The 20,193-nt window shown below is 58.4% G+C and carries 21 protein-coding genes; 16 read left to right on the forward strand and 5 right to left on the reverse strand.

Features of this window, described 5'->3' with window-relative positions; genetic code table 11:
- Positions 1-555: 555 nt before the first annotated feature.
- Genes galE through dapB form a run of 3 tightly spaced genes read left to right on the forward strand, consistent with a single transcriptional unit; the run spans position 556 to position 2,896 of the window.
- A complete protein-coding gene (gene galE, locus C6366_RS13360) occupies positions 556-1,533 on the forward strand; it encodes a UDP-glucose 4-epimerase GalE (protein ID WP_107738697.1) in 978 nt (325 codons plus the stop codon).
- 52 nt (positions 1,534-1,585) lie between these two features.
- A complete protein-coding gene (locus C6366_RS13365) occupies positions 1,586-2,068 on the forward strand; it encodes a GNAT family N-acetyltransferase (protein ID WP_107738699.1) in 483 nt (160 codons plus the stop codon).
- Positions 2,069-2,101: 33 nt separating this feature from the next.
- A complete protein-coding gene (dapB, locus tag C6366_RS13370) occupies positions 2,102-2,896 on the forward strand; it encodes a 4-hydroxy-tetrahydrodipicolinate reductase (protein ID WP_107738701.1) in 795 nt (264 codons plus the stop codon).
- A gap of 191 nt (positions 2,897-3,087) precedes the next feature.
- On the opposite strand, the gene C6366_RS13375 is transcribed toward dapB, so the two are convergent.
- Entirely contained in the window at positions 3,088-3,684 is a 597-nt protein-coding gene (locus C6366_RS13375; protein WP_107738703.1) for an HAD-IIIA family hydrolase, read from the reverse strand.
- A gap of 177 nt (positions 3,685-3,861) precedes the next feature.
- On the opposite strand from C6366_RS13375, the gene C6366_RS13380 reads away from it, so the two are divergent.
- Complete coding sequence (locus C6366_RS13380) at positions 3,862-4,914, forward strand: hemolysin family protein (protein WP_107738705.1); 1,053 nt, start codon at positions 3,862-3,864, stop codon at positions 4,912-4,914.
- Here C6366_RS13380 and C6366_RS13385 read toward each other — a convergent pair.
- Positions 4,909-6,507: a DUF3880 domain-containing protein gene (locus C6366_RS13385; protein ID WP_107738707.1), complete on the reverse strand. Its 1,599-nt coding sequence runs from the start codon at positions 6,505-6,507 to the stop codon at positions 4,909-4,911. The genes C6366_RS13380 and C6366_RS13385 overlap by 6 nt on opposite strands.
- Before the next feature lie 64 nt (positions 6,508-6,571).
- On the opposite strand from C6366_RS13385, the gene C6366_RS13390 reads away from it, so the two are divergent.
- The 6 genes from C6366_RS13390 to thyX all read left to right on the forward strand — a co-directional run bounded on the left by C6366_RS13390 (position 6,572) and on the right by thyX (position 11,356).
- Positions 6,572-7,159, forward strand: coding sequence for an RlmE family RNA methyltransferase (locus C6366_RS13390; protein WP_107738709.1), 588 nt, complete (start codon positions 6,572-6,574; stop codon positions 7,157-7,159).
- Between the two features lie 236 nt (positions 7,160-7,395).
- Positions 7,396-8,139 (forward strand): YebC/PmpR family DNA-binding transcriptional regulator, encoded by a 744-nt coding sequence (locus tag C6366_RS13395; protein WP_107738712.1) that lies wholly within the window; start codon positions 7,396-7,398, stop codon positions 8,137-8,139.
- Positions 8,140-8,211: 72 nt separating this feature from the next.
- Complete coding sequence (gene ruvC / locus C6366_RS13400; protein ID WP_107738714.1) at positions 8,212-8,718, forward strand: crossover junction endodeoxyribonuclease RuvC; 507 nt, start codon at positions 8,212-8,214, stop codon at positions 8,716-8,718.
- Between the two features lie 135 nt (positions 8,719-8,853).
- Positions 8,854-9,459, forward strand: coding sequence for a Holliday junction branch migration protein RuvA (gene ruvA, locus C6366_RS13405; protein ID WP_107738716.1), 606 nt, complete (start codon positions 8,854-8,856; stop codon positions 9,457-9,459).
- Between the two features lie 112 nt (positions 9,460-9,571).
- Complete coding sequence (ruvB, locus tag C6366_RS13410) at positions 9,572-10,597, forward strand: Holliday junction branch migration DNA helicase RuvB (protein ID WP_107738718.1); 1,026 nt, start codon at positions 9,572-9,574, stop codon at positions 10,595-10,597.
- Between the two features lie 9 nt (positions 10,598-10,606).
- Entirely contained in the window at positions 10,607-11,356 is a 750-nt protein-coding gene (gene thyX, locus C6366_RS13415; protein WP_107738720.1) for an FAD-dependent thymidylate synthase, read from the forward strand.
- Here the strand turns inward: thyX and larC are convergent.
- Positions 11,304-12,617 carry a nickel pincer cofactor biosynthesis protein LarC gene (gene larC / locus C6366_RS13420; protein ID WP_107738722.1) on the reverse strand — a complete coding sequence of 438 codons (1,314 nt, stop codon included), beginning with the start codon at positions 12,615-12,617 and terminating at the stop codon, positions 11,304-11,306. The two genes, thyX and larC, sit on opposite strands and share 53 nt — an antisense overlap.
- 363 nt (positions 12,618-12,980) lie before the next feature.
- Between larC and C6366_RS13425 the strand changes: the two genes are divergently transcribed.
- Positions 12,981-13,658 carry a CBS and ACT domain-containing protein gene (locus tag C6366_RS13425; RefSeq protein ID WP_107738724.1) on the forward strand — a complete coding sequence of 226 codons (678 nt, stop codon included), beginning with the start codon at positions 12,981-12,983 and terminating at the stop codon, positions 13,656-13,658.
- A 13-nt stretch (positions 13,659-13,671) separates the two neighbouring features.
- Here the strand turns inward: C6366_RS13425 and C6366_RS13430 are convergent, their stop codons facing one another.
- Positions 13,672-14,499, reverse strand: a complete 828-nt coding sequence (locus C6366_RS13430) for a tRNA1(Val) (adenine(37)-N6)-methyltransferase (protein ID WP_107738726.1) — start codon at positions 14,497-14,499, stop codon at positions 13,672-13,674.
- A gap of 188 nt (positions 14,500-14,687) precedes the next feature.
- Between C6366_RS13430 and C6366_RS13435 the strand changes: the two genes are divergently transcribed.
- A complete protein-coding gene (locus tag C6366_RS13435) occupies positions 14,688-16,016 on the forward strand; it encodes an ATP-binding protein (protein WP_107738728.1) in 1,329 nt (442 codons plus the stop codon).
- Between the two features lie 606 nt (positions 16,017-16,622).
- Here C6366_RS13435 and C6366_RS20080 read toward each other — a convergent pair.
- Positions 16,623-16,847, reverse strand: coding sequence for a hypothetical protein (locus C6366_RS20080; RefSeq protein WP_199221513.1), 225 nt, complete (start codon positions 16,845-16,847; stop codon positions 16,623-16,625).
- Positions 16,848-16,942: 95 nt separating this feature from the next.
- Between C6366_RS20080 and C6366_RS20730 the strand changes: the two genes are divergently transcribed.
- From C6366_RS20730 to pseC, 4 genes are all read left to right on the forward strand, one after another.
- The gene (locus C6366_RS20730) at positions 16,943-17,062 is read left to right on the forward strand and encodes an adenylyl-sulfate kinase (protein WP_368731490.1); all 120 of its coding nucleotides are present in this window, start codon (positions 16,943-16,945) and stop codon (positions 17,060-17,062) included.
- A 23-nt stretch (positions 17,063-17,085) separates the two neighbouring features.
- Complete coding sequence (gene pseB / locus C6366_RS13450) at positions 17,086-18,087, forward strand: UDP-N-acetylglucosamine 4,6-dehydratase (inverting) (RefSeq protein WP_107738732.1); 1,002 nt, start codon at positions 17,086-17,088, stop codon at positions 18,085-18,087.
- Positions 18,088-18,197: 110 nt separating this feature from the next.
- On the forward strand, positions 18,198-18,461 hold the full coding sequence (locus C6366_RS19340) for a hypothetical protein (RefSeq protein ID WP_146164855.1): 264 nt from the start codon (positions 18,198-18,200) through the stop codon (positions 18,459-18,461).
- Positions 18,448-20,178: a UDP-4-amino-4,6-dideoxy-N-acetyl-beta-L-altrosamine transaminase gene (pseC, locus tag C6366_RS13455; protein ID WP_107738734.1), complete on the forward strand. Its 1,731-nt coding sequence runs from the start codon at positions 18,448-18,450 to the stop codon at positions 20,176-20,178. The genes C6366_RS19340 and pseC overlap by 14 nt, the downstream gene beginning before the upstream one ends.
- Positions 20,179-20,193: the final 15 nt, after the last annotated feature.

Consider the following 20,193-nt stretch of genomic DNA (forward strand, 5'->3'; position numbering starts at 1 on the left):
GCCTTCTTCGGACTCAGCGCGGGTGGGGAGTCGAGCCTTGGTCAGCCGAGTTTTGGCCCAAGGGCTGGATGTGGGAGCAGTGCATGGAGTTCAGCGGTTGCCCTCGGTCTCTACGTAAGCAGGTGGGCGCTTCCAGTCCGAGAGGAAGAAGAGCGCCTTAATGGGCCCCAGGGGAGAGACCAGTTGGATCCTGACATCCTCCCACCGTGGTGCGGAGGTGGTGGAAAAGACCCCCTTGATGCGGATATCTTGCGCGAGGGACTCGGTGAGTGGTGTCGGATGATGTTGCATTACTGAAGGAAATAGGAAAAAGTTGATGTGTCGCCTCGCACGGACTTTTTTTTGTAGTTGGCAACAGCGGGGGACGCAAGCGACCAGAGAAGGGAAGTAGGGGCAATATGTTCTTGATGGTCACTGAGTCGAGGACTGGTTGGAATCGAAATCCAAGTCGAAATCGAAATAGTCATCGTGATGCATCTTGGTCACGGGCCCTATTCAATTGCGATTTCGATACGGATTAAAGAAAACTATCGATACTCAAAAAGGGGTGAGGATATGAGCGACGTCATCCTGGTGACCGGCGGGGCCGGGTACATCGGCAGCCAGACCTGTAAGGCCCTGGCCGAGGCCGGATATCGACCGGTAACCTTGGACAACATGGTTTACGGCCATGAGTGGGCCGTGCGCTGGGGAGAACTGGTCAAGGGAGACATCCTGGACGGGGCCGCGCTGGATGCGTTGTTCGCGGCTCATGCGCCCAAGGCGGTGATCCACTTCGCGGCCTATGCCTATGTGGGCGAGTCCGTGACCGATCCACAAAAATACTACCGCAACAACGTGGCCGGGTCGCTCAGCTTGCTGGAGGCCATGCTCCGGCACGGGTGCCGACGGATCGTCTTTTCCAGCACCTGCGCCACCTACGGCGAACCGCTGGAGATTCCTATTCCCGAAACCCATTCCCAGCATCCGGTCAATCCCTATGGCTGGAGCAAGCTGATGATCGAAAAAATGCTTCGGGACTTCGATGCGGCCTATGGTCTGCGTCACGTGGCCCTGCGCTACTTCAACGCGGCCGGGGCTGATCCGGACGGAGAACTGGGCGAGGAGCACGATCCGGAAACCCACCTGATTCCGCTGGCCGTGCTCGCGGCCCAGGGCAAGCGCGGGCCGTTGTCCGTTTTTGGCCGGGATTATCCGACTCCGGACGGGACGGCGATCCGGGACTATATCCATGTCGCCGACCTGGCCCGGGCCCATGTGGCCGCGTTGCGATTCCTGCTGGCCGAGGACCGTAGCGATGCGTTTAATCTGGGAACCGGCTCGGGGCACAGCGTGCGCCAAGTCGTGGACATGGTCCGAGAAGTGGGCGGACGAGAGGTGCCGACCCTGGACGCCCCCCGGCGGGCCGGAGACCCCCCGGCCCTGGTGGCCGTTGCGGACAAGGCCCGGGCCGTTTTGAAATGGGAGCCGAGCCTTCCTCGGTTGCGGGACATCGTCCGGACTGCCTGGGACTGGCACGCCGGGCGGGGATGATTGCACGTCGGTCGGCCCGGTGACTGTCCTTCTTTGGGAATGTCGTCACACCATGATCCTGAACCACCGCCCCGTCGTCGAAAACGACCTTCACGCCATTTGCGCGTTTCCGCGCAACGAGGATGAGCTGTTCTTCGCGTATCCCAAGGCCACGTATCCGCTGACGCCGCCTCAACTGCTGGAGGCCGTCCGGCGACGCTCGGACTCCACGGTGGTGGAGGATGACGGGAACGTCGTCGCGTTCGCCAATTTTTATCGCTGGGAAACGCAAGGGTGCTGTTCCATCGGCAACGTTATCGTCTCCCCGGCGGCGCGAGGGAAAGGCGTGGGTCGGTACCTCGTGGAACGGATGATCGATCTTGCTTTCGCGAGATATCGGGCCATTGAGGTGACGGTGTCGTGCTTCAACCGCAACGCTGCCGGACTACTGCTGTATCCCCGGCTGGGGTTTCAGCCCTATGCCGTGGAGGAACGGCGTGATAAGAGTGGGAGCCGGGTCGCGCTGATTCATATGCGGCTGCGCAACCCGAACTGAGTACCATCGAAACAGAGAAAACAGGAGACGATCATGAGTGCATGTTCCGTGGTGATTATGGGAGCCAACGGCAGGATGGGCGCGACGTTGGCGCGGTTGGCGCGGGAGGATTCGGAACTGACTCTGGCCGGAGTGGTGGAACGTCCGGGACATGAGCAGGGCTTGGAGGCGCACGGTTGCGTGCATGGGGATAGCCTGGAGCAGGTGCTGGACGGACTTGGCGACGCGGTGGTCATCGATTTTACCGCGCCGGAAGCCTCGGTGGTCACGGCCAAGACCGTGGCCAGGACCGGGCATCGGGCCGTGATCGGGACCACGGGCATGACCCGGGAGCAGACCGAGGAACTGCGCGAGGCGGCCAAGGTCGCGCCGGTGCTCTGGGCCCCGAACATGAGCGTGGGCGTGAACGTGCTGCTGCGTGTCCTGCCTCAGCTCGTGGCCTTGCTGGGTCCGGCCTACGACCTGGAGCTGATGGAAATTCACCACAAGGCCAAGAAGGACGCGCCCAGCGGCACGGCGGTCAAACTGGCCCAGTGTCTGGCAGAGGCCAAAGGCTGGGAGTACGACGCGGTCAAGCGCTGCTGCCGGGAGGGCATCATCGGCGCTCGTCCGGCGGAGGAGATCGGTGTGCAGACCTTGCGCGGCGGGGACGTGGTCGGGGATCACACGGTCTATTTTTTCGGCCCCGGGGAGCGGATCGAGGTCACTCACCGCGCCCATTCCCGTGAAACCTTCGCTCAGGGCGCGCTGCGGGCCGCCAAATGGCTGTCCGGTCAACAGCCCGGCAAGCTCTACACCATCGCGGACATGCTGGATACGGCGTTGTAAGGGATATGGCTGTTCTGAAATATCGTTTTGAATTGGGTGGTGCAGGCATCCTGCCTGCACGGACAGGCAGGATGCCTGTCCCACCATTTTGACATGCCTCCTGCCCACTCTCGCGGAGCAAAAAGCACGGGCGGGGAAAATAACGGTAAATGAAGATCAGCCAACTCCCTAAGGCTTGGCAGCAAGCTGCCTCATGTTTTCAGAAGCAGATCCGCCACGGCGTCCAAGTCCGGTGCCAGAATGTCCGGATGGTCCGGGTTTGTCAGCGGGTGCAGGGCCACGGCCTTTGCGAGCTGATTCGGCAGGCCCAGGTCTATGGCCGCGTGGCGGCCATGCCCCGTGAGCACCAGGGCCGCGGCGGCCAGGCCCGCGGATCGGGCGAAGCGGATGTCCGCCATCTTGTCGCCGATCATGACGGTCCGGGCCGGATCCAGACCGTGCGAGGCCCGCAGTTCCTGCCACAGGCCGGGCAGAGGCTTGCGGCAGGCGCAGCCGTCATCCGGCCCGTGGGGACACATCACCGTGGCCGTGAGCTCCACGCCCTCCTCGCGCAGCAGTTGGAGCAGGCGTTCCTGCACGGCCTCGTATTGGGCTAGGGAAAAATAGCCTCGCCCGATGCCGGACTGGTTGGTGACCAGGAAAAGGCGTCGGCCGGAATCCATCAGGGCGCGCAGGGCCGTGCCAGCGCCCGGAATGAGTTGGACGCCGTCCGGATCGGCCAGGTAGTGGCGCTCTTCGATGACCGTGCCGTCGCGGTCCAGAAGGATGTTTTGGATTTGTTCGTGCATGGATTGTCGCTGAATTGGTTTCGGTGCGTCGGGCTTGGTGCGTTAATCGTGAACGCGTGCCAAAGTCCCATTGGAATGCGGATGTTTCGTTGATCACCCATCAACGATCAACCGTCAACCATCAACGAGCGAGACGCAAAACGATGTTTTGCACCCCGCTCCCGTCAGGATGGCGTAATGTTTGAGTTGCTGTTGGTGATCGGTCTGGCGACCTTGGTTTCGGGGCTGTGCTCGTTGTCCGAGGCCGTGCTCTATTCCGTGCCCTGGAGCCATCTGGAACGGATGCGCAAGAGCGGAAAGAAAAGCGGAGTGTTGCTCTTTGAACTGCGCAACAACGTCGAGCGGCCCATTGCCGCGATCCTGACCCTGAACACCGTGGCCAACACGGCCGGAGCCGCGGTGGCCGGGGCCTTTGCCGCGGCGCTGTTCGGCACGGAGAGCCTGATCTATTTTTCCGCCGTGTTCACGATGATCATTCTGGTCTTCGCCGAGATCATTCCCAAAACCATGGGCGTGATCTATTCCCGGCAGGTGGCCGGTTTCCTGGCCCAGCCCTTGTGCTTCCTGGTGGTGCTGTTCAGCCCGGTGATCTGGCTGATGAACCGGGTGACGTTGTTGATCGGGCGTAAAAAGATCGGCCCGGACGCCACGGAGGACGACCTGCGGGCCGTGATTAGCCTGACCCGCAGGGCCGGGGCGATCAAGCCCTATGAGGAAATGTCCATCCGCAACATCCTGTCCCTGGACACCAAGATGGTCAAGGACATCATGACCCCGCGCACGGTGATCTTCTCCTTTCCGGCTGAACTGAGCGTGGGCCAGGCCAGAACGTTGAAGACCGTGTGGCCGCACAGTCGCATCCCGGTATACGAGGACGAGGACCAGGAAGATATCGTGGGAATCGTGTACCGGCGGGAGTTGCTGGAAGCCCTGGCCAACGACCAGGACGATCTGGTGCTGGGCAGGATGATGAAGCCGGTCCAGTTCGTTTTGGAATCCATTACCCTGGATAAGCTGTTGGTGCGCTTTCTGGAGTCCCGGATGCACCTGTTCATTGTTCTGGATGAATACGGCGGCCTGGCTGGACTGGTGACCCTGGAAGACGTGCTGGAGGAAATCCTGGGCAGTGAGATCGTGGACGAGACCGACCAGGTCGTGGATATGCGCGAGCTGGCCCGGCAGCGGCGCAGCCAACTGGTGGTGAAAAAGACGACGTCCCAGGCGTCATGATGGAAGGAACGCTCGAGCTTCGCGGCTTGTGGCGGCTTCCAGCACCGTGACGATCCGTTGAGCGTAGAGGTGTTTTTTCAAGATGTGGTCGCGCCACGCGCGTCCGAGATCCTCGATCAGGGAAGAGTCCTTGTCCAGCCTGCGTATGAGAGCGTGCAGTGATGCCGGAGTTGCGAAAGCGACTTCCTGGACCAGTTCCGGGTCGAAGATCTCCAGGCCCGGGGTGAGATCCGTGAGCAGGAAGCCTCCCGCGGCCCAGACGTCGAAATTTCGCTGGGTCAGCCCGTGGGGCAGGAGCAGGCTGGTCAGGTTCAGGGTGAAGCGGGCCTGACGGTATATTTGAACCAAGGGGCCGTAATAGTCCACTTCCGGGCGGACGTCGCTCTCTTCAAGCAGGTCGTTCCAGCCCGTGTCTCCGAAAACGGTCAGATTCCCATCCCCGCCCGCCGCCTGAAGATATGCCGCGCGGCGACGTCGACTGAACTCCTCGGCGGCGAACCCCACCTGACGCACGGCTTGTCCCGGCCACAAAACCGGGAAACGCAGCTGTTGCCACCACCAGGAAAAGTCCGGTCGTCCGCCCTGGGCCATGAAGGCCGTGGCCGTGAGTTCCAGGTCTTCCGGGACGACGCACCCGGCGAAGAATCGTTTCTTGCCCGGAAACGCCGAGCGCCCGACGAACACGATCCTACGCCGAAGATCAAACCAGTCACCCCTTGGGGCTGGAGGTGTTTCCTGATTCAGAAAATGCTCGGCCGCGGCCAGGGGCAGATGGAAGACCCTGGTCGCGCCGTGGTCAAGCAGGCGGGGGATGAACCAGTCGTCCGTGACGAACAACCGGCACTGCTTCCAGTAGGCCGAGCGCAGTCCGGACAATAGATGGAACGGGTTGTCCACGCACCAGACGCAGACCTGAATCCCGGCTTGTCGAAGCAGTGCGTGGTTTTGGCCCAGAGGGTCCAAGCCCTGGAAATTGACGCTGAAAAACAGGTTCGGTCGCTGTTCCCGCAACCGTTCCAGGGTTTCCCGAGGCGACATGGATTCCGGTACGAACCGTACGGTCAGTCCCTGGGAGGTGAAGGCTCGGCTCAGTTCTCGGGTCAACAGCCTATGTTCGGATGAAGGCAGCCAAACAACGGCCTTGTCTTGGACGGTCGGGGGCGGAAGCCGTCGCAGGGCGGCCAGGGCCAGCACCGGGGACCAGAAGTCCGGGAAGAGGGTCAATCCCGGTCCGTAGAACAGGATGGTCCTGGCGGTCAGCTCCGGGTCGTCCAGGTCTTCCAGGGATACGGCCCGCCAATGCGAGGGCAGGGCGGCTCGGTGACCGGAGGGTGCCTGGTGTTGGATTTGACGTTGCAGCTCCGGGCATTCCAGGTAGGCCACGTCGCCGCGCCCTCGGAGCATGTCCACGGCAACCGTCGGGTCCGGCCCGATGCCCAGCAGGAGAACTCCAGGGTTTTCAGCTCCGTCTCCGGCGTGCAGTAACTGATACTGTTCCGGATTGTCGGGAAGAGACTTGCGGCGTCCGAATTGGTCCAGAACCTGAATGCGTTGAGGTCGATTTTTTCGGGCTTCCGTCGGTTTGCCGGTCATTGGGGGCGCTTGGCTCTGGAGCGGGTTTCAGGTAAGCTGCCCGGCGGAAACAGAGGTGGGCAGGATGAAAACGTATCGGGATCATTACTTTCAACGGGCCAAGCAGGACAACTATCCGGCTCGTTCGGTGTACAAGCTCAAGGAAGCGGACAAGCGGTTCAAGCTGTTGCGTCCCGGTCAAAAGGTGCTGGATCTGGGCGCGTCACCGGGGTCGTGGTCGCTGTTCGCCGCCGGGAAAGTCGGTCCCGCGGGCCGCTTGCTGGCTCTGGATCTGAATCCATTAACCATCGAGCTGCCCGAACAGGCGCTGTTCATGCAGGGAGACGTTTTCGACGAGTCCGGAGACGGCTATCGCCTGATCCTCGAAACGGCCCCGTTTGACGTGGTGCTCAGCGACATGGCGCCCCGCACCACGGGCGTCAAGTTCGCGGACCAGGCCCGTTCCCTGGACCTGGCCGATCAGGCCCTTGCACTGTGTAAAGCCTGCCTGATAAAGGGCGGCTCGTTCGTGGTCAAGTTCTTCGAAGCCCAGGAAGCCAAGCTGTTGCTGGACGAAATGCGGACCGTCTTTGCTCGGGTCCAAGGCTTCAAACCCAGAAGTTCCCGGGCGGAGAGCAAGGAAATGTTCTACATCGCCACCGGGAAGAAATAGGCGGACCTCACGTTGGGCTTGATGCGGGTCGGTATTATTCTTCATATGGGGTAACTACCTAGCACAGAGTAATGCCGTTGCCGGGGTCGGAGTCGGAATCGGAATCGGGATCGAAAACGCTGGGAGGCGTTCAAATTTTTTTTCTGTTCCGATTCCGATCCCGACCCCGATGGCCGCAGGAAGAGCACACAACGTGTGCCGAGTAGTTACAATCAAACGTTAATCAAGGATACTCCATGGCAGGACACAGCAAGTGGAAAAACATCCAGGCCCGTAAATCCGTGCAGGACAAAAAACGGGGCAAGGTCTTCACCAAGGTGACCAAGGAAATCATGCTCGCGGCCAGGCAGGGCGGCGGTGATCCGGACATCAACGCCCGGCTGCGTACGGCCATTGCCGCGGCCAAGGCCGTGAACCTGCCCAAGGACAAGATCGACACGGCCATGAAAAAAGGGACCGGCGAACTGGGCGGCGAGGCCCTGGACGAGATCACTTACGAGGGCTACGGGCCGGGCGGAGTGGCCATTCTCGTGGACGCGGCCACGGACAACCGCAACCGGACCGTGGCGGATGTTCGGCACATCTTTTCCAAGAACGGCGGGAACCTGGGCGAATCCGGGTGCGTGGGCTGGATGTTCGACAAGAAGGGCGTGTTCACCTTCAACCGGGCCGACCATACCGACGAGCAACTCCTGGAAATCGGTCTGGATGCCGGGGTGGAGGACATCCGCGAAGACGGTGAAGTCTGGGAGGTCAGCACGTCTCAGGAGCATTTCCAGGCCGTGCAGGAGGCTTTTGCCGCGGCCGGACTGACCTCGCTGAGCGAAGAAGTGACCATGGTTCCCCAGAACCTGGTTCCCGTGGACGTGGAGATCGGACGTAAGATCATCCGGTTGATGGATGCCCTGGAAGACTATGACGACGTCCAGAACGTGCATGTGAACTGCGACTTTCCGGAAGAATTGATGCAGGATGAATAGCCGGTCGAGGACGATTCCCTTGCCTGGGCCAGGACCTGGGCCAGGACCTGGGTCTGGGCCAAGGGGAAGGGATTGATCGTCCTGGGGATTGATCCCGGCTCGCGGATCACCGGGTACGGTCTGATCAGCGAGATTTCTGGTCGGTTGTCCCTGATCGACGCCGGGACCATCCGGACCACCCCGGACGCCGGGATGGATGTCCGCCTTGGCCAGATTTTTTTTCGGCTCGTGGAAATCATCTCCCTGCATCAACCCGCCAACAGCGCCATTGAAAACGTGTTTCAGGCTCGCAACCCGTCTTCCGCGCTCAAGCTCGGCCAGGCTAGGGGCGTAGCCATCGCGGCCTGCGCCCAGGGTAGGGTTCCGGTGTTCAGCTACGAGCCGACCATGATCAAGAAAAGCATCGTGGGCGTGGGGCGGGCGGAAAAGTCCCAGGTGGCCTTCATGGTGGCGCGGCTTTTGGGGGTATCCAAGCCGGACTGGGCTCTGGACGCCAGCGACGCGCTGGCCGTAGCCATCTGTCACGTCAACCAGCAGCGCTTTTTTCGTCTGACCGACGGGAGCCGAAATCATGGCTGAACGCCAAACCCGTCATCCCCGCGAAGACGGGTATCCGGATCATGCTCGCTTGGTTGTTGTACAGTTACAAGGTTGCCGCCTCTCTTGGCGGTTCCCTCGCCAAGCTTCCCTTCTTCTCACCCGTTCGAGGCACTCGTGATCGGATACCTGCAAGGCCAGATTCTGCAAAAGATTCCAAAGGGCTGCATTCTGGTCACCTCCGGAGGGGTGGGGTACGCCCTGGTTTTGCCGGTGCGAGAGATTCAAAATCTGTCTGCCCCCGGAGACGAAGTCGCCTATTTCGTCTACACCCTGGTCCGTGAGGACGCCCTGGAACTGTATGGCTTCACGACATGGGAAGAGCGGGCCGCTTTCGAGATCATGCTGAGCATTTCCAAATTGGGTCCGAAAACCGCCCTGGCGATCCTTTCCCATTTCGACCTGGCCTCTTTGCGGGAAACCGTGGCCAAGCAGGACGGCTACTCCCTGTCCAAGGTCCCAGGCATCGGCCAGAAGACCGCCCAGCGCATCCTTCTGGAGCTGCAAGACAAACTGAAGATCCTGCCCGCGGCCCCTCGCCAAGCCGGAGCTCCCTCCGGCCCGTCCTGGGTCCGGGGGGACATATTGGCCGGGTTGGTCAACCTCGGGTACTCTGAAGCCGAGGTCGCCCCTCTGGTGGATGCGGCCCTGCGAGACGAACCGGACCTGGCTCCCGGCGAGGTGATTCGGGTCGTGCTGAAAGGAATGGCGTCCCAAAAATGATTTCGGAAATAATCGTGAAAACGTCACGAACCAGCGGAAAAAGCGCTCATACTCATTTGCGTTGGATCAAGGACGGCTGTCGCCAAGCACGGCGAATACGTGAGCAAGCGCGATGACCCAGGCTCAAGCGTCACCCCAAACATTACCCATTGAAGAGACCATCCGGCCGAAACGGTTGGAGGACTTCATCGGCCAGGATGATTTGCGGGCCAATCTGCGGGTTTTTCTGCAGGCGGCCCGGGATCGCGGACAAGCCCTGGACCATACCTTGTTCTATGGCCCTCCCGGACTGGGTAAGACCACCTTGGCCCAGATCATGGCCAACGAGCTGGGCGTGAATCTTGTGACCACATCCGGTCCGGTTCTGGAGCGCAGTGGGGACTTGGCCGCCATCGTGACCAACCTGGGGCGTCAGGATCTGCTGTTCATCGATGAAATTCACCGCATGCCGGCCAGCGTGGAGGAGATTCTCTATCCGGCCATGGAGGATTTCAAGCTGGATCTGATTATCGGTCAAGGGCCGGGCGCACGCACCGTGAAGATCGACCTGGAACCCTTCACCCTGGTCGGGGCCACGACCCGCCTCGGCCTGCTGACCTCTCCGCTGCGGGATCGCTTTGGCGTGATTGCACGGCTGAATTTTTACAACGAGGCGGAGCTGGCGACCATCATCCGGCGGGCCGCGGCCCTGCTGTCCGCGACGATTACCGACGGCGGCGCATTGGAGATCGGCCGCCGCGCCCGGGGTACGCCCCGGATCGCCAACCGCCTGCTGCGCCGGGTTTGGGACTTCGCCTCGGTGCAGGGCGGCATACAAATCGACGCCCGGTTAGCCCAGGAGGCCTTGGGCCGGATGGACGTGGACGCCCACGGTCTGGATCAGATGGACCGGCGCATCCTCAGCGCTCTGATCAAGCAGTTCCAGGGCGGTCCGGTGGGGGTCAAGACCCTGGCCGTGGCCTGCTCTGAAGAGGTGCGGACCATCGAGGACATCTACGAGCCGTACCTGATCCAATGCGGGTTCATCAAACGCACGGCCCGCGGCCGCGTGGCCACGGCCCAGGCTTTCGCCCACCTCAAGGAACGCATTCCTCAAGCCTTCGCCGCTCGGGAGCAAGGGGCGTTGGATTTTGAGTAAAGGATATACATGTCTCAAGCCAAGTTGAACGTACGGCTTCTGTCCATGACCCCCGACGCCTTGGCCGTAATCTACGCCGCGTTTCGGCAGTGTTACAGCCCCGGATACGTGGGCGATCTCTGGCCGAGGCTGGTGGGAGGGGAGGTGGACCCAGCGGAGCAGGCCCGTTTCGTCGCGGACGTGATGGAGTCCGGCCATCACAGCCCGGTGGAGCACGTCAGCTTCACCTTTGCCGTGGAAGGGGTTTCCCGGGCCTTGACCCATCAACTGGTGCGTCATCGGCTGGCCTCCTATTCCCAGCAAAGCCAGCGCTACGTGAACGAGAGCGGGTTCGAGTACGTGCTGCCGCCCCAGATCGCCAAGATTCCGGAAGCCAGGGAACTGTTCGAGGAATTCATGGCCCGGACCGCCGAAACCTACGGGCGCTTGCGGGAACTGCTCCAGGCCCATGGCCGCAAGGGGGCCAAGGCCAACGAGGATGCCCGGTTCGTTCTGCCCCAGGCCGCGGAGAGCAAAATCGTCCTGACCATGAACTGCCGCAGCCTGCTGCACTTCTTCGCCCTGCGCTGCTGCGAGCGCGCTCAGTGGGAAATTCGGGCCATGGCCAAGGAAATGCTGGTCATTTGCCAAGAGCAGTTGCCGGTCGTGTTCCAGCACGCCGGGGCACGTTGCGTCGGCCTGGGGTACTGTCCCGAAGGGGAGCGCTTTACCTGCGGCCGCTATCCGTTGCAGCCGAAGCCGGCGCAATCCGGAGGATAATCTCCTCCCCTCGTTCGTCGCCTTCATTCAGGCCGTCTTTTTCTTCAAGAGTTTTTCCCGCGCATTGCTGATCCGAGGCGTTGCACGGCTTCAGCAAGTAGCGCAACTGGGCCACGGATCGCCCCGTCCGCTTGGCCAGTTCCTGGAGAGCCTCGAATTCCGGACGTTCGTATCGCTGATCTTCCATTTCCGCTTGTTTGACCGGCAACTCGCCCATGGGCGTCTCGGCCACGGTCTCTCCCCGGGCCAGGACGACTCGCTCCAGGCGTTGGCGCCGTACGCCCAGGGTTAATGTCTGCTGGAAGACGGCCTGTTGCACGGCGGCTGCATTCTCCGGCCTGCAGAGCACCTGAAGCTGGCCGCCCGGACGATTTTTCTTCATCATCCCCGGAAGAAACAGAACATCCAGTGCACCGACCTCGAACAACGCCTCGAAACAGCCCCCCAATTCCTCTCCGGTCAGATGGTCGATGTTCGTGGAGAACTGGACAACCTCTTCCGTGCGTTCCGTGCCCGCGTTCGGCGATTCCGCGCGGTCGGCGGGAGAGGAAGGGACATGGAGCAGGCAGCGCAAGGCGTTGGGCTGGTCGGCCAATTCCATAGTGCCGAGCCCAATGCCGCACCGGTGCAGCGTTCCTTGCGGTCCGGGACGGAATTCGTCCACCAGTTGGTCTACAAGAAGAGCCCCGGTGGGGGTGATCAGCTCCACCGTGTGGTCCGTGCTGAAAACGGGTTTACCGTGGAGCAGTTCCACCACCGCAGGGGCGGGCAAAGGCAGGAGGCCGTGGGCGCAGCGCACTTGGCCTCGAAACCAGGGCAGCGGTCCGGCATACACGGTGGCTATCCCCAACTCGTGCAGCCCCCAGAAAGCCCCAACTACGTCCACCACTGTGTCCACGGCGCCGACTTCATGAAAATGGATGGCCGACGGATCAACGCCGTGAACCTTGGCCTCCACTTCGGCCAGTCGCTCAAAGGCCCGCCTGGCGCGTCGTTCCACATCCGGAGCCAAGGCCAAGCCGTCCAGAAGTCGCAGAATATCCGGAAGACGGCGCAACGGCTGCGCGACGTTCGATCGTATTTCCAATCGTTTCCCCGCAAGTCCACACCGGACGTCTTGCTCCGTGCGCAGATTCAAATCCATTCCGGCCTGGTGAAAAAGCCGTTCCAGGTCGGCGATATCCAATCCAAGATCAATCAAGCCGGCGAGCAGCATATCACCACTGATCCCGCTAGGGCAGTCCAAATACAGTGCTTTCATGGTTTCCTTTCCAGAGCTGAACTGGTATGTCTTTCCCATTCGATAGATACAGGTCTTTCGGCATGAGCCGGGCGCGGCGACGACCCGGCAGCACGGGCCTTAACTGAGTGCTGAGAAAAGTTTTTTGTCAGCAGTCCGTTCAAAAACCTCAAGCGCAAGGAGCCAGAAAAGCTACCGGACACGTCCTGTGTCCGGCCCTCACGGGCTGTGGCTTCGCCACATTTTCGATTTACCGTACTGACAATCGAATCAAGGTCGAAGCGTATTTGCGATACGTGAGAGTTTGAACTTTTTGCGGCGACGCAGCAATTGGGAGTTTTTCAACGGACTGCTCATGTCTCATCTTCCAAGGAGGAACCATCAATGCTTATCAGTGATTGGATGACCAGGGAGGTCATTACCGTGGAGCCGGACGTCTCCATGATGAAAGTTTCCAAGATCATGAAGGAAAAGCGTATCCGTCGCCTTCCCGTGGTGGCTGCCGACAAGAAATTGCTCGGCATCGTCACGGACCGGGATATCAAGGAAGCCTCGCCGTCCAAGGCAACCACCCTTGATATCCACGAACTGTACTATCTCCTTTCGGAGATCAAGGTCAAAGACATCATGACCAAAAAGCCCTTCACCGTCCTGCCGGAGGACACCATTGAGCGAGCGGCCCTGGTCATGATGGAAAAGCGGGTCGGCGGCCTGCCCGTGGTCGACGCTCAGGGCAAGATTGCCGGGATCATTACGGAGAGCGACATCTTCAAGGTGCTGATTGCCATAACCGGAGCGCATTTCGGCGGCGTCCTGCTGGCTTTCAAGCTTCCCAACACCGAAGGCAGTCTCAAGGAAGTGCTTGAAGTGTTGCGCCACGAACAAGCCCGGATCATCAGCATCCTGACCTCCTACGGCCAGCAGGAGGAAGAAGGTTATCGGCAGGTGTATGTCCGGATTCAAGACCTGGAAAAGAACGTCCTGGATGCCTTGTTGGAGAAATTGAGAAAGCAGTTCGATTTGCTGTACTGGGCCAGAGATAGCCTGCACCCCGTAAAATAGAGGGGCGCGGCGATCAGGGCTGTTCCGGTGGCTTTTGGGAGGGGCGAGAGCTGTTGCAATCCAGAAAAGGGCAAAACGTCAGCGCTTCGTCGGTGATTCGATGGACGACGTCTCCAGCGGCAGAGCAGTCGCGGTGATACAAAATCAAGGGGGGCTCGACGGACAACCCGGGATTGCCCCCCTTTCCGGTTTCCAGCAACAGCAGGGAAGCCGACTTGTCTCGGTGAGCGTGGACCAGGCGCAAGCGTTTCGGCTCGAGCTTAACGGCCGCGAGATGGCCGAGGAGCCGTGGGAGATGCTCCGGCAGATGGACCATGTAGAGCCGCCCCTTGGTCGACAAAGCCCGTGACGCCGCTTCAAGGAAATCCTCGGTGCGCGTATCGGTTTCGAACATCGCGGATTGCCTTGCCGGGTTGGAGGGCATGCGCCCATGGCCGGATGGCCGATACGGAGGATTACAGAGCGCGGCATCAAAGCCGCCGGGGCGGAATCCCGGTATTTCGTTCATGGCCGCGACATTGCCCAAAACCGAAGTGAAGCGGGCCGCGAAATCGAGCTTCGCGGCATTGGCTTGGGCCGCGGCGACCATCTCTGGGTTCTTGTCCACCCCGAGAACATGAAACGATTTCACCTGGTCACACCTTTCCTGGTCAAGCAGAAGAAGTCCCAGGCTGACCACACCGCATCCGGTCCCTAGATCGATGACGTTTCGATGTTGGCGACCGGCCGCGAAACAGGCCAGCAAAAGGGCGTCGATGGAAAAGCGAAAGCCGTGCTCCGGCTGGACCAGTCCTCGGGGAAAGAGGCGTCGATGCGGATTGTCGGCGATTTGGGAGTGCATGGAAGTGTTTTGATTTGATGGGTGGCTTTTTCAAGCACCTGGGCACAGGTGGACCTTCGAAATATATTGCACAGTATCTTGGATGCTGGGATAAGACTTATTGCTGGCATGCTGGGAAGATTGATGTTTCCACTTGTCCCCGTCATGCGGCGTTGACGTTCCCGATTGTCAGGGTTAATGGGTAGCTCATGGACAACGATCTGCTTCAACGCTTACTTTTTCTGAATCCTTGGCTTAAAGGAGAGGTTTCGTCACGGAATTTTATTTCATCAAACATTCCGGATAAATACGTTCATCGATCCGTTGAGAAGGAAAGGCTTGAAGCACCTCTCTCAGGCAAGCCTAAGGTGCGGATGATCACTGGGCCGCGACAAGCTGGGAAGTCAACCCTGGCATGGAGAATCTTTCAAAATTCCGGACGATCTCCGCTTTTTCTGTTTTGCGAGGACATGCTCATCCGTTCCTGGTGTAGGGAGGTCATCCCGTTTTTGCACGACCTCAAGGAACTGCTCCCTGAACCAGTTCCCCTCTTTCTGGAAGAGGCTCAACACCTGACCGAAGCTGGTTTGTTCCTCAAAGGGCTGGTGGACTTAGGGCCTGTAAAGGAAATATGGGTAACAGGTTCATCAAGCTTTCATCTCCAGGCCAAAAACAGAGAGTCCTTGGCCGGACGGGCCATCAGGCACTCTCTCCTGCCTTTTTCCCTGGAAGAGACTGCCGCCTCAGACGCATCACTGCCGCCGCTATTAGCCATGGACAAACGCCGGGCACAGCTTGCTCGGCACCTGACTTTTGGCGGGTATCCTGAAGTCTGGTTCTCGGCCACGCCAGAGAAGGTGCTGTGGGATCTGATTCAGGCTTTTATCCTGCGCGACGCATCAGACATGTTTCATGTTCGGTATCCAGACGCCTTTCGTCGCCTTTTGAAGCTGCTGGCCTTTGACACTGGCAATCTCCTGAACATGTCCAACCTGGCTCAGGAATGTGGGGTGAACAGGAAAACTGTGCAAAACTACCTGGACATTCTTGAGGAAACGCATATCATTCGGCGCATTTTGCCATTCCAGGCGGGAAAGCGTTCAGAAGTGACACGTGCCCCCAAGTGTTACTTCGTGGACAATGGCATCCGCAATGTTTTGCTTGGCCTGACATCTGAAATGGATATCCTGGAGCGTCCGGATACAGGGGCTTTAGTGGAAAACTGGGTGCTTTCCGAATTGCTCAAAAACCTGCCAAACAGATGGTCCGTGCGCTACTGGCGATCGACTTCCAAAGCTGAAATGGATTTTGTCCTCAGTAACGGTCAAAGAATCATTGCCGTGGAAGTCAAAGCGGGTCGCATGGTCCGTCCGTCCGTTTCTCGTTCAGCCAGAAGCTTTTTGGAAGCCTACGCTCCTTTCATTCTTTTTGTTGTAAATCAGTCTTTGGATACGAAAGCTACCGTGCAGGATCGTCCTGTGCGGTTCATTCCGCTGGAAGCAGCCATCCCGGAAATTTTAAGGCATGTATCGGAGTAGAATACATGGTCAAAGGCGATGCGGATAGTTAAATAGTTTAATGGAGAAGTTGGTATGTCCCCATGTTATGGCTTTTGGAAATATTCTGGCGAGGTGGAGAAACTGCCTCCTGAAAATCAGGGTATGTTGGAGATATCGTCTACTCCGTGAAGGAGCAAATCACGGCATTTATACCAATGGGATAAAATTCATACCCATTAAGCGTCACAGGCAGCTTGACCGGATTACTGCCAACGAACTTTGCAAGCATGCAGGACTAGAGCCTGTTTTCTGATTCAGCATGAACATATCAGATATCAGGTTGTTGGACTTGAAAAAAAGTGGCCATCGGGAGCAATAGTTTTGCTTATATGCTACGGCTGAAAGTGGGTGCGGCTCCACGGAAAGAGGCAGTTGCTGTTATGCAGGAGGATCTTGGGAAATACGGTCAGGATGTCTGCGAGAATATGATTGACTGGGTAGTGTTCAGCTCTAGTGATTTTTGATTTTTGTCAAAGCATATTGGCTGTTTGGATCTAGAAGGCGGTGGTTTGAGCGACAAAAGTTGTCTGTAAGGGGTCGCCTTTCTTAGGGATCAAGGTTAATAATTACAAGGCGTTGCTCGTCTCAGAGACCCAGCCCAAACAGTGAGATTACGTTAATCTTTACGTACACTTGGTTTGTATAAGCTCCCAGTGATTTTCTATTTCTTCCTTGCTTTTGCCGCATAAACTGTCTGCCTTGGGCTTTGGTCTCGCACCATTGACGATTCCGGCCTGAAATTTGCTTTACCTTTTCAAAAACCACTAAGCAGGCAAGCCATGCATCGTAATAATCAAGCATATCGGCCAAGTCCAAGCTCCACCGCGGAATGTCAAAACATTGTCCCGTACCTGGGTGAGGTGCGGCGTGAGCATAGGGAGAAGCTGCTCGGGCAAGCCAGCATGATGCTTTGGTTCACGGGGCTGCCAGGGTCGGGCAATTCCACCATTTGCCTTTGCTGCGGAGGAGCGACCGCATGTCATGGACAAGCTGCCCCCTGTTTTGATGGTGACAACGTGCGTTGATAATTCCTGAGGAGTATTCTTTCATGTTTGAAGGCAAGAGCATCTTGATTACCGGCGGTACGGGGTCATTTGGCAAGTCATTTGTCAGGACGCTGCTGGCCAAGCACAAGCCCCGGCGCGTGGCCGTGTATTCCCGTGATGAACTCAAGCAGTTCGAGATGCAGCAGGAGTTCTTCGGGCCGGAGATGCGCTATTTCATTGGCGACGTCCGCGACCGGGAGCGCCTGACCATGGCCATGCGCGGAGTGGACTTCGTAGTCCATGCCGCAGCCCTGAAGCAGGTTCCGGCCGCGGAGTACAACCCCATGGAATGCGTGAAGACCAACGTCTATGGTGCGGAAAACGTGGTTCACGCGGCCCTGGCCCATAACGTTTACAAGGTTATCGCCCTGTCCACGGACAAGGCAGCCAATCCGATCAACCTCTACGGCGCGACCAAGCTCTGCTCGGACAAGCTGTTCGTGGCCGCCAACAATCTGGCCGGCGCTCATCGCACGACCTTCAGCGTGGTGCGCTACGGCAATGTTGTCGGCTCACGCGGTTCGGTGGTGCCGTATTTCAAAAAGCTTATCGATTCCGGCGCGGACCATTTGCCCATCACCCACGATCAAATGACCCGCTTCTGGATCACTTTGGACCAGGGTGTTGATTTCGTGTGCAAAAGTTTCGAGCGGATGAAGGGTGGTGAGACATTCGTGCCCAAGATCCCCTCGGTGCGCATCACGGACCTGGCCAAAGCCATGGGCCCGGATATGCCCCGCAAGATCGTCGGTATCCGGCCTGGCGAAAAATTGCACGAGGTGATGTGTCCCAAGGACGACTCACACTTGACCGTTGAGTTTGCGGACCATTTTGTTATAAAGCCGACCATCAAGTTCTACAGCAGATGCAACGAATTTCTCTGCAACAAGCTGAACGAGACTGGAAAGCCCGTCGCGCAGAGCTTTGAATATAATTCCGGAGACAATCCGCATTTCGTAAGCGCTGAAGAAATCCGCGTGATCAACCATTTGGCGGGGTTTTGAGCAGTATTTCGCATACTCGATCATCGCCGGAGTAACGTATGGAACATAATGAATACATCTGTGCGGTCCTGCCTGAAGGTAAGCAGTAAAGACTAATTTGAGGTAAAAATATGCCCTTGGAAATGCAATTTACGACAGAATATCATTCAGGCGGACTTATTGCCGTTGATCCACGGGTTGCCATGGCTTTGCGTGAGGGGCAGCGGTTGCAGGTTACTTTGGAAGTATTAGAGGAACCGATAGGTGATAAATGCACCCCAGGTACTTTCCACAATGAATCTTCTGAGTTCATTGATTTTCTGAAAAGCAATATTGTTCATGGCGGCTATCGCGAAGGGGTCGTGACCAGGGATTTTATCCATGAAAACGACTGACAAGCCGCTCTTTGATTCGAATATTCTGATCTACTCGGTGAATGCCGATTCTCCATTTCATGAAACAGCATTGGACCTGCTGGTCCGGTACACCCAGAGTGGTTTTTATGTGGCTGATATCAGTCTGATTGAGTTTTTTCAAGTCGTTACGGATGGAAGAAAATTCCACCACCCCTTAACCACGGAGCAGGCAGCTGAATACATCAGCAAACTTGTACGCATTCAGCATGTCGGCGTACTCAAAATCCGTTCGTTTCATGAGATTCTCCAGGACGAAGATGCACGTGCCGAAGTCCGACGGTTACAAATCAAGCGTTTTGCAATATATGACTACCTGATAGCGGACTGCATGCGGCGGCACGATGTCAAGCCGATTTTTACCGGGAATGCACGTGATTTTCGGATGTTTCCTTTTCTTGATGTCATTGACCCATTTATGCCCCAAACGACAACACAGCAACGAGCTGCTGGCCCCATCCCCTACGGTCGTCAATCCATCTCCGAACAAGACGTGGCCGCGGTCTGCTCGGTCCTTCGCTCCCACTTCCTGACCCAAGGCCCTAAAGTTCCTGAATTCGAAACGGCAGTGGCCGAATACTGCAACGCTGGCCATGCCGTGGCCGTGAATTCCGGAACCAGCGCCCTGCATCTCGCCTGCCTGGCTCTGGGGCTGGGCCCCGGAGACACGCTCTGGACCTCGCCCATCACCTTCGTGGCCTCGGCTAACTGTGCTTTGTACTGCGGGGCGAGCGTGGACTTCGTGGATATTGAACCGCGAACGTACAATCTCTGCCCCCAGGCCCTTGAGGAGAAACTGCGGGCCGCGCAACAGTCCGGCAAGCTGCCCAAGGTGTTGGTCCCGGTGCACTTCAGCGGCCAGCCCTGCGACATGGAAGCCATCCATGGACTGAGCCGACAATACGGCTTCAGAATCCTGGAAGACGCCTCCCACGCCCTGGGGGCCCGGTATAAGAACGAACCCGTGGGTAATTGCCAATACAGCGACATCACGGTTTTCAGCTTCCACCCTGTGAAGATCATCACCACGGGCGAAGGCGGCATGGCTGTGACTAATGATCAGGGGCTTGGGGAGAAGATGGCGTTGTTGCGCAGTCATGGGATTACTCGGGATCCTGCTCTTTTTTCCGAGGTCGGACGTAGGAGGTCGGACGTCGGATATCTGAAATCGGATATCGGGCCTCGGACCTCCGATCTCAGACCTCCATCCTTTTACTACGAACAGATCGACCTCGGCTTCAACTACCGCATGACCGATATCCAAGCTGCTTTGGGCTTGAGCCAATTGCATCGTCTGGATGCCTTCGTATCCCGGCGTAGCGAGCTTGCGAATAGGTATGACGAGCTTTTGGCCGGGCTTCCTTTGATCACACCCTGGCAGCATCCGGATGGTGCCTCGGCGTGGCATCTGTATGTTGTTCGACTCCAGCTTGATCAATTGCGGGTAATCCACAAGCAGGTGTTTGAGACCATGCGGGAACAAGGGATCGGCGTGAACCTGCACTACATCCCGGTGCATACCCAGCCGTGGTTTAAACGACTGGGGTTTATGCCTGGTATGTTTCCTGAAGCAGAAAAGTATTACCAGGAAGCCATAACCCTGCCCTTGTTCCCGGGCATGACCGAGGATGCACAGGATCGGGTGGTGGGAGCACTGAAAAGAATTCTTCCCACGGAACACACGGAAGGACAAGGATAGCCAATACCCGGATGA

Origin of the sequence: Desulfonatronum sp. SC1, assembly GCF_003046795.1 — a bacterium.
Classification (GTDB): domain Bacteria; phylum Desulfobacterota; class Desulfovibrionia; order Desulfovibrionales; family Desulfonatronaceae; genus Desulfonatronum.

Excerpts from the sequence above, each read along its gene's own strand:
- C6366_RS13395 (WP_107738712.1), top strand. The coding sequence starts at position 7,396 with ATGGCAGGACACAGCAAGTGGAAAAACATCCAGGCCCGTAAATCCGTG.
- C6366_RS13385 (WP_107738707.1), bottom strand. The coding sequence starts at position 6,507 with ATGACCGGCAAACCGACGGAAGCCCGAAAAAATCGACCTCAACGCATT.
- thyX (WP_107738720.1), top strand. The coding sequence starts at position 10,607 with ATGTCTCAAGCCAAGTTGAACGTACGGCTTCTGTCCATGACCCCCGAC.
- pseB (WP_107738732.1), top strand. The coding sequence starts at position 17,086 with ATGTTTGAAGGCAAGAGCATCTTGATTACCGGCGGTACGGGGTCATTT.
- pseC (WP_107738734.1), top strand. The coding sequence starts at position 18,448 with ATGAAAACGACTGACAAGCCGCTCTTTGATTCGAATATTCTGATCTAC.
- C6366_RS13430 (WP_107738726.1), bottom strand. The coding sequence starts at position 14,499 with ATGCACTCCCAAATCGCCGACAATCCGCATCGACGCCTCTTTCCCCGA.
- C6366_RS20730 (WP_368731490.1), top strand. The coding sequence starts at position 16,943 with ATGCTTTGGTTCACGGGGCTGCCAGGGTCGGGCAATTCCACCATTTGC.
- C6366_RS13375 (WP_107738703.1), bottom strand. The coding sequence starts at position 3,684 with ATGCACGAACAAATCCAAAACATCCTTCTGGACCGCGACGGCACGGTC.
- C6366_RS13380 (WP_107738705.1), top strand. The coding sequence starts at position 3,862 with ATGTTTGAGTTGCTGTTGGTGATCGGTCTGGCGACCTTGGTTTCGGGG.
- C6366_RS13390 (WP_107738709.1), top strand. The coding sequence starts at position 6,572 with ATGAAAACGTATCGGGATCATTACTTTCAACGGGCCAAGCAGGACAAC.
- C6366_RS13425 (WP_107738724.1), top strand. The coding sequence starts at position 12,981 with ATGCTTATCAGTGATTGGATGACCAGGGAGGTCATTACCGTGGAGCCG.
- C6366_RS13435 (WP_107738728.1), top strand. The coding sequence starts at position 14,688 with ATGGACAACGATCTGCTTCAACGCTTACTTTTTCTGAATCCTTGGCTT.
- dapB (WP_107738701.1), top strand. The coding sequence starts at position 2,102 with ATGAGTGCATGTTCCGTGGTGATTATGGGAGCCAACGGCAGGATGGGC.
- C6366_RS13365 (WP_107738699.1), top strand. The coding sequence starts at position 1,586 with ATGATCCTGAACCACCGCCCCGTCGTCGAAAACGACCTTCACGCCATT.
- galE (WP_107738697.1), top strand. The coding sequence starts at position 556 with ATGAGCGACGTCATCCTGGTGACCGGCGGGGCCGGGTACATCGGCAGC.
- ruvB (WP_107738718.1), top strand. The coding sequence starts at position 9,572 with ATGACCCAGGCTCAAGCGTCACCCCAAACATTACCCATTGAAGAGACC.
- larC (WP_107738722.1), bottom strand. The coding sequence starts at position 12,617 with ATGAAAGCACTGTATTTGGACTGCCCTAGCGGGATCAGTGGTGATATG.
- C6366_RS19340 (WP_146164855.1), top strand. The coding sequence starts at position 18,198 with ATGCCCTTGGAAATGCAATTTACGACAGAATATCATTCAGGCGGACTT.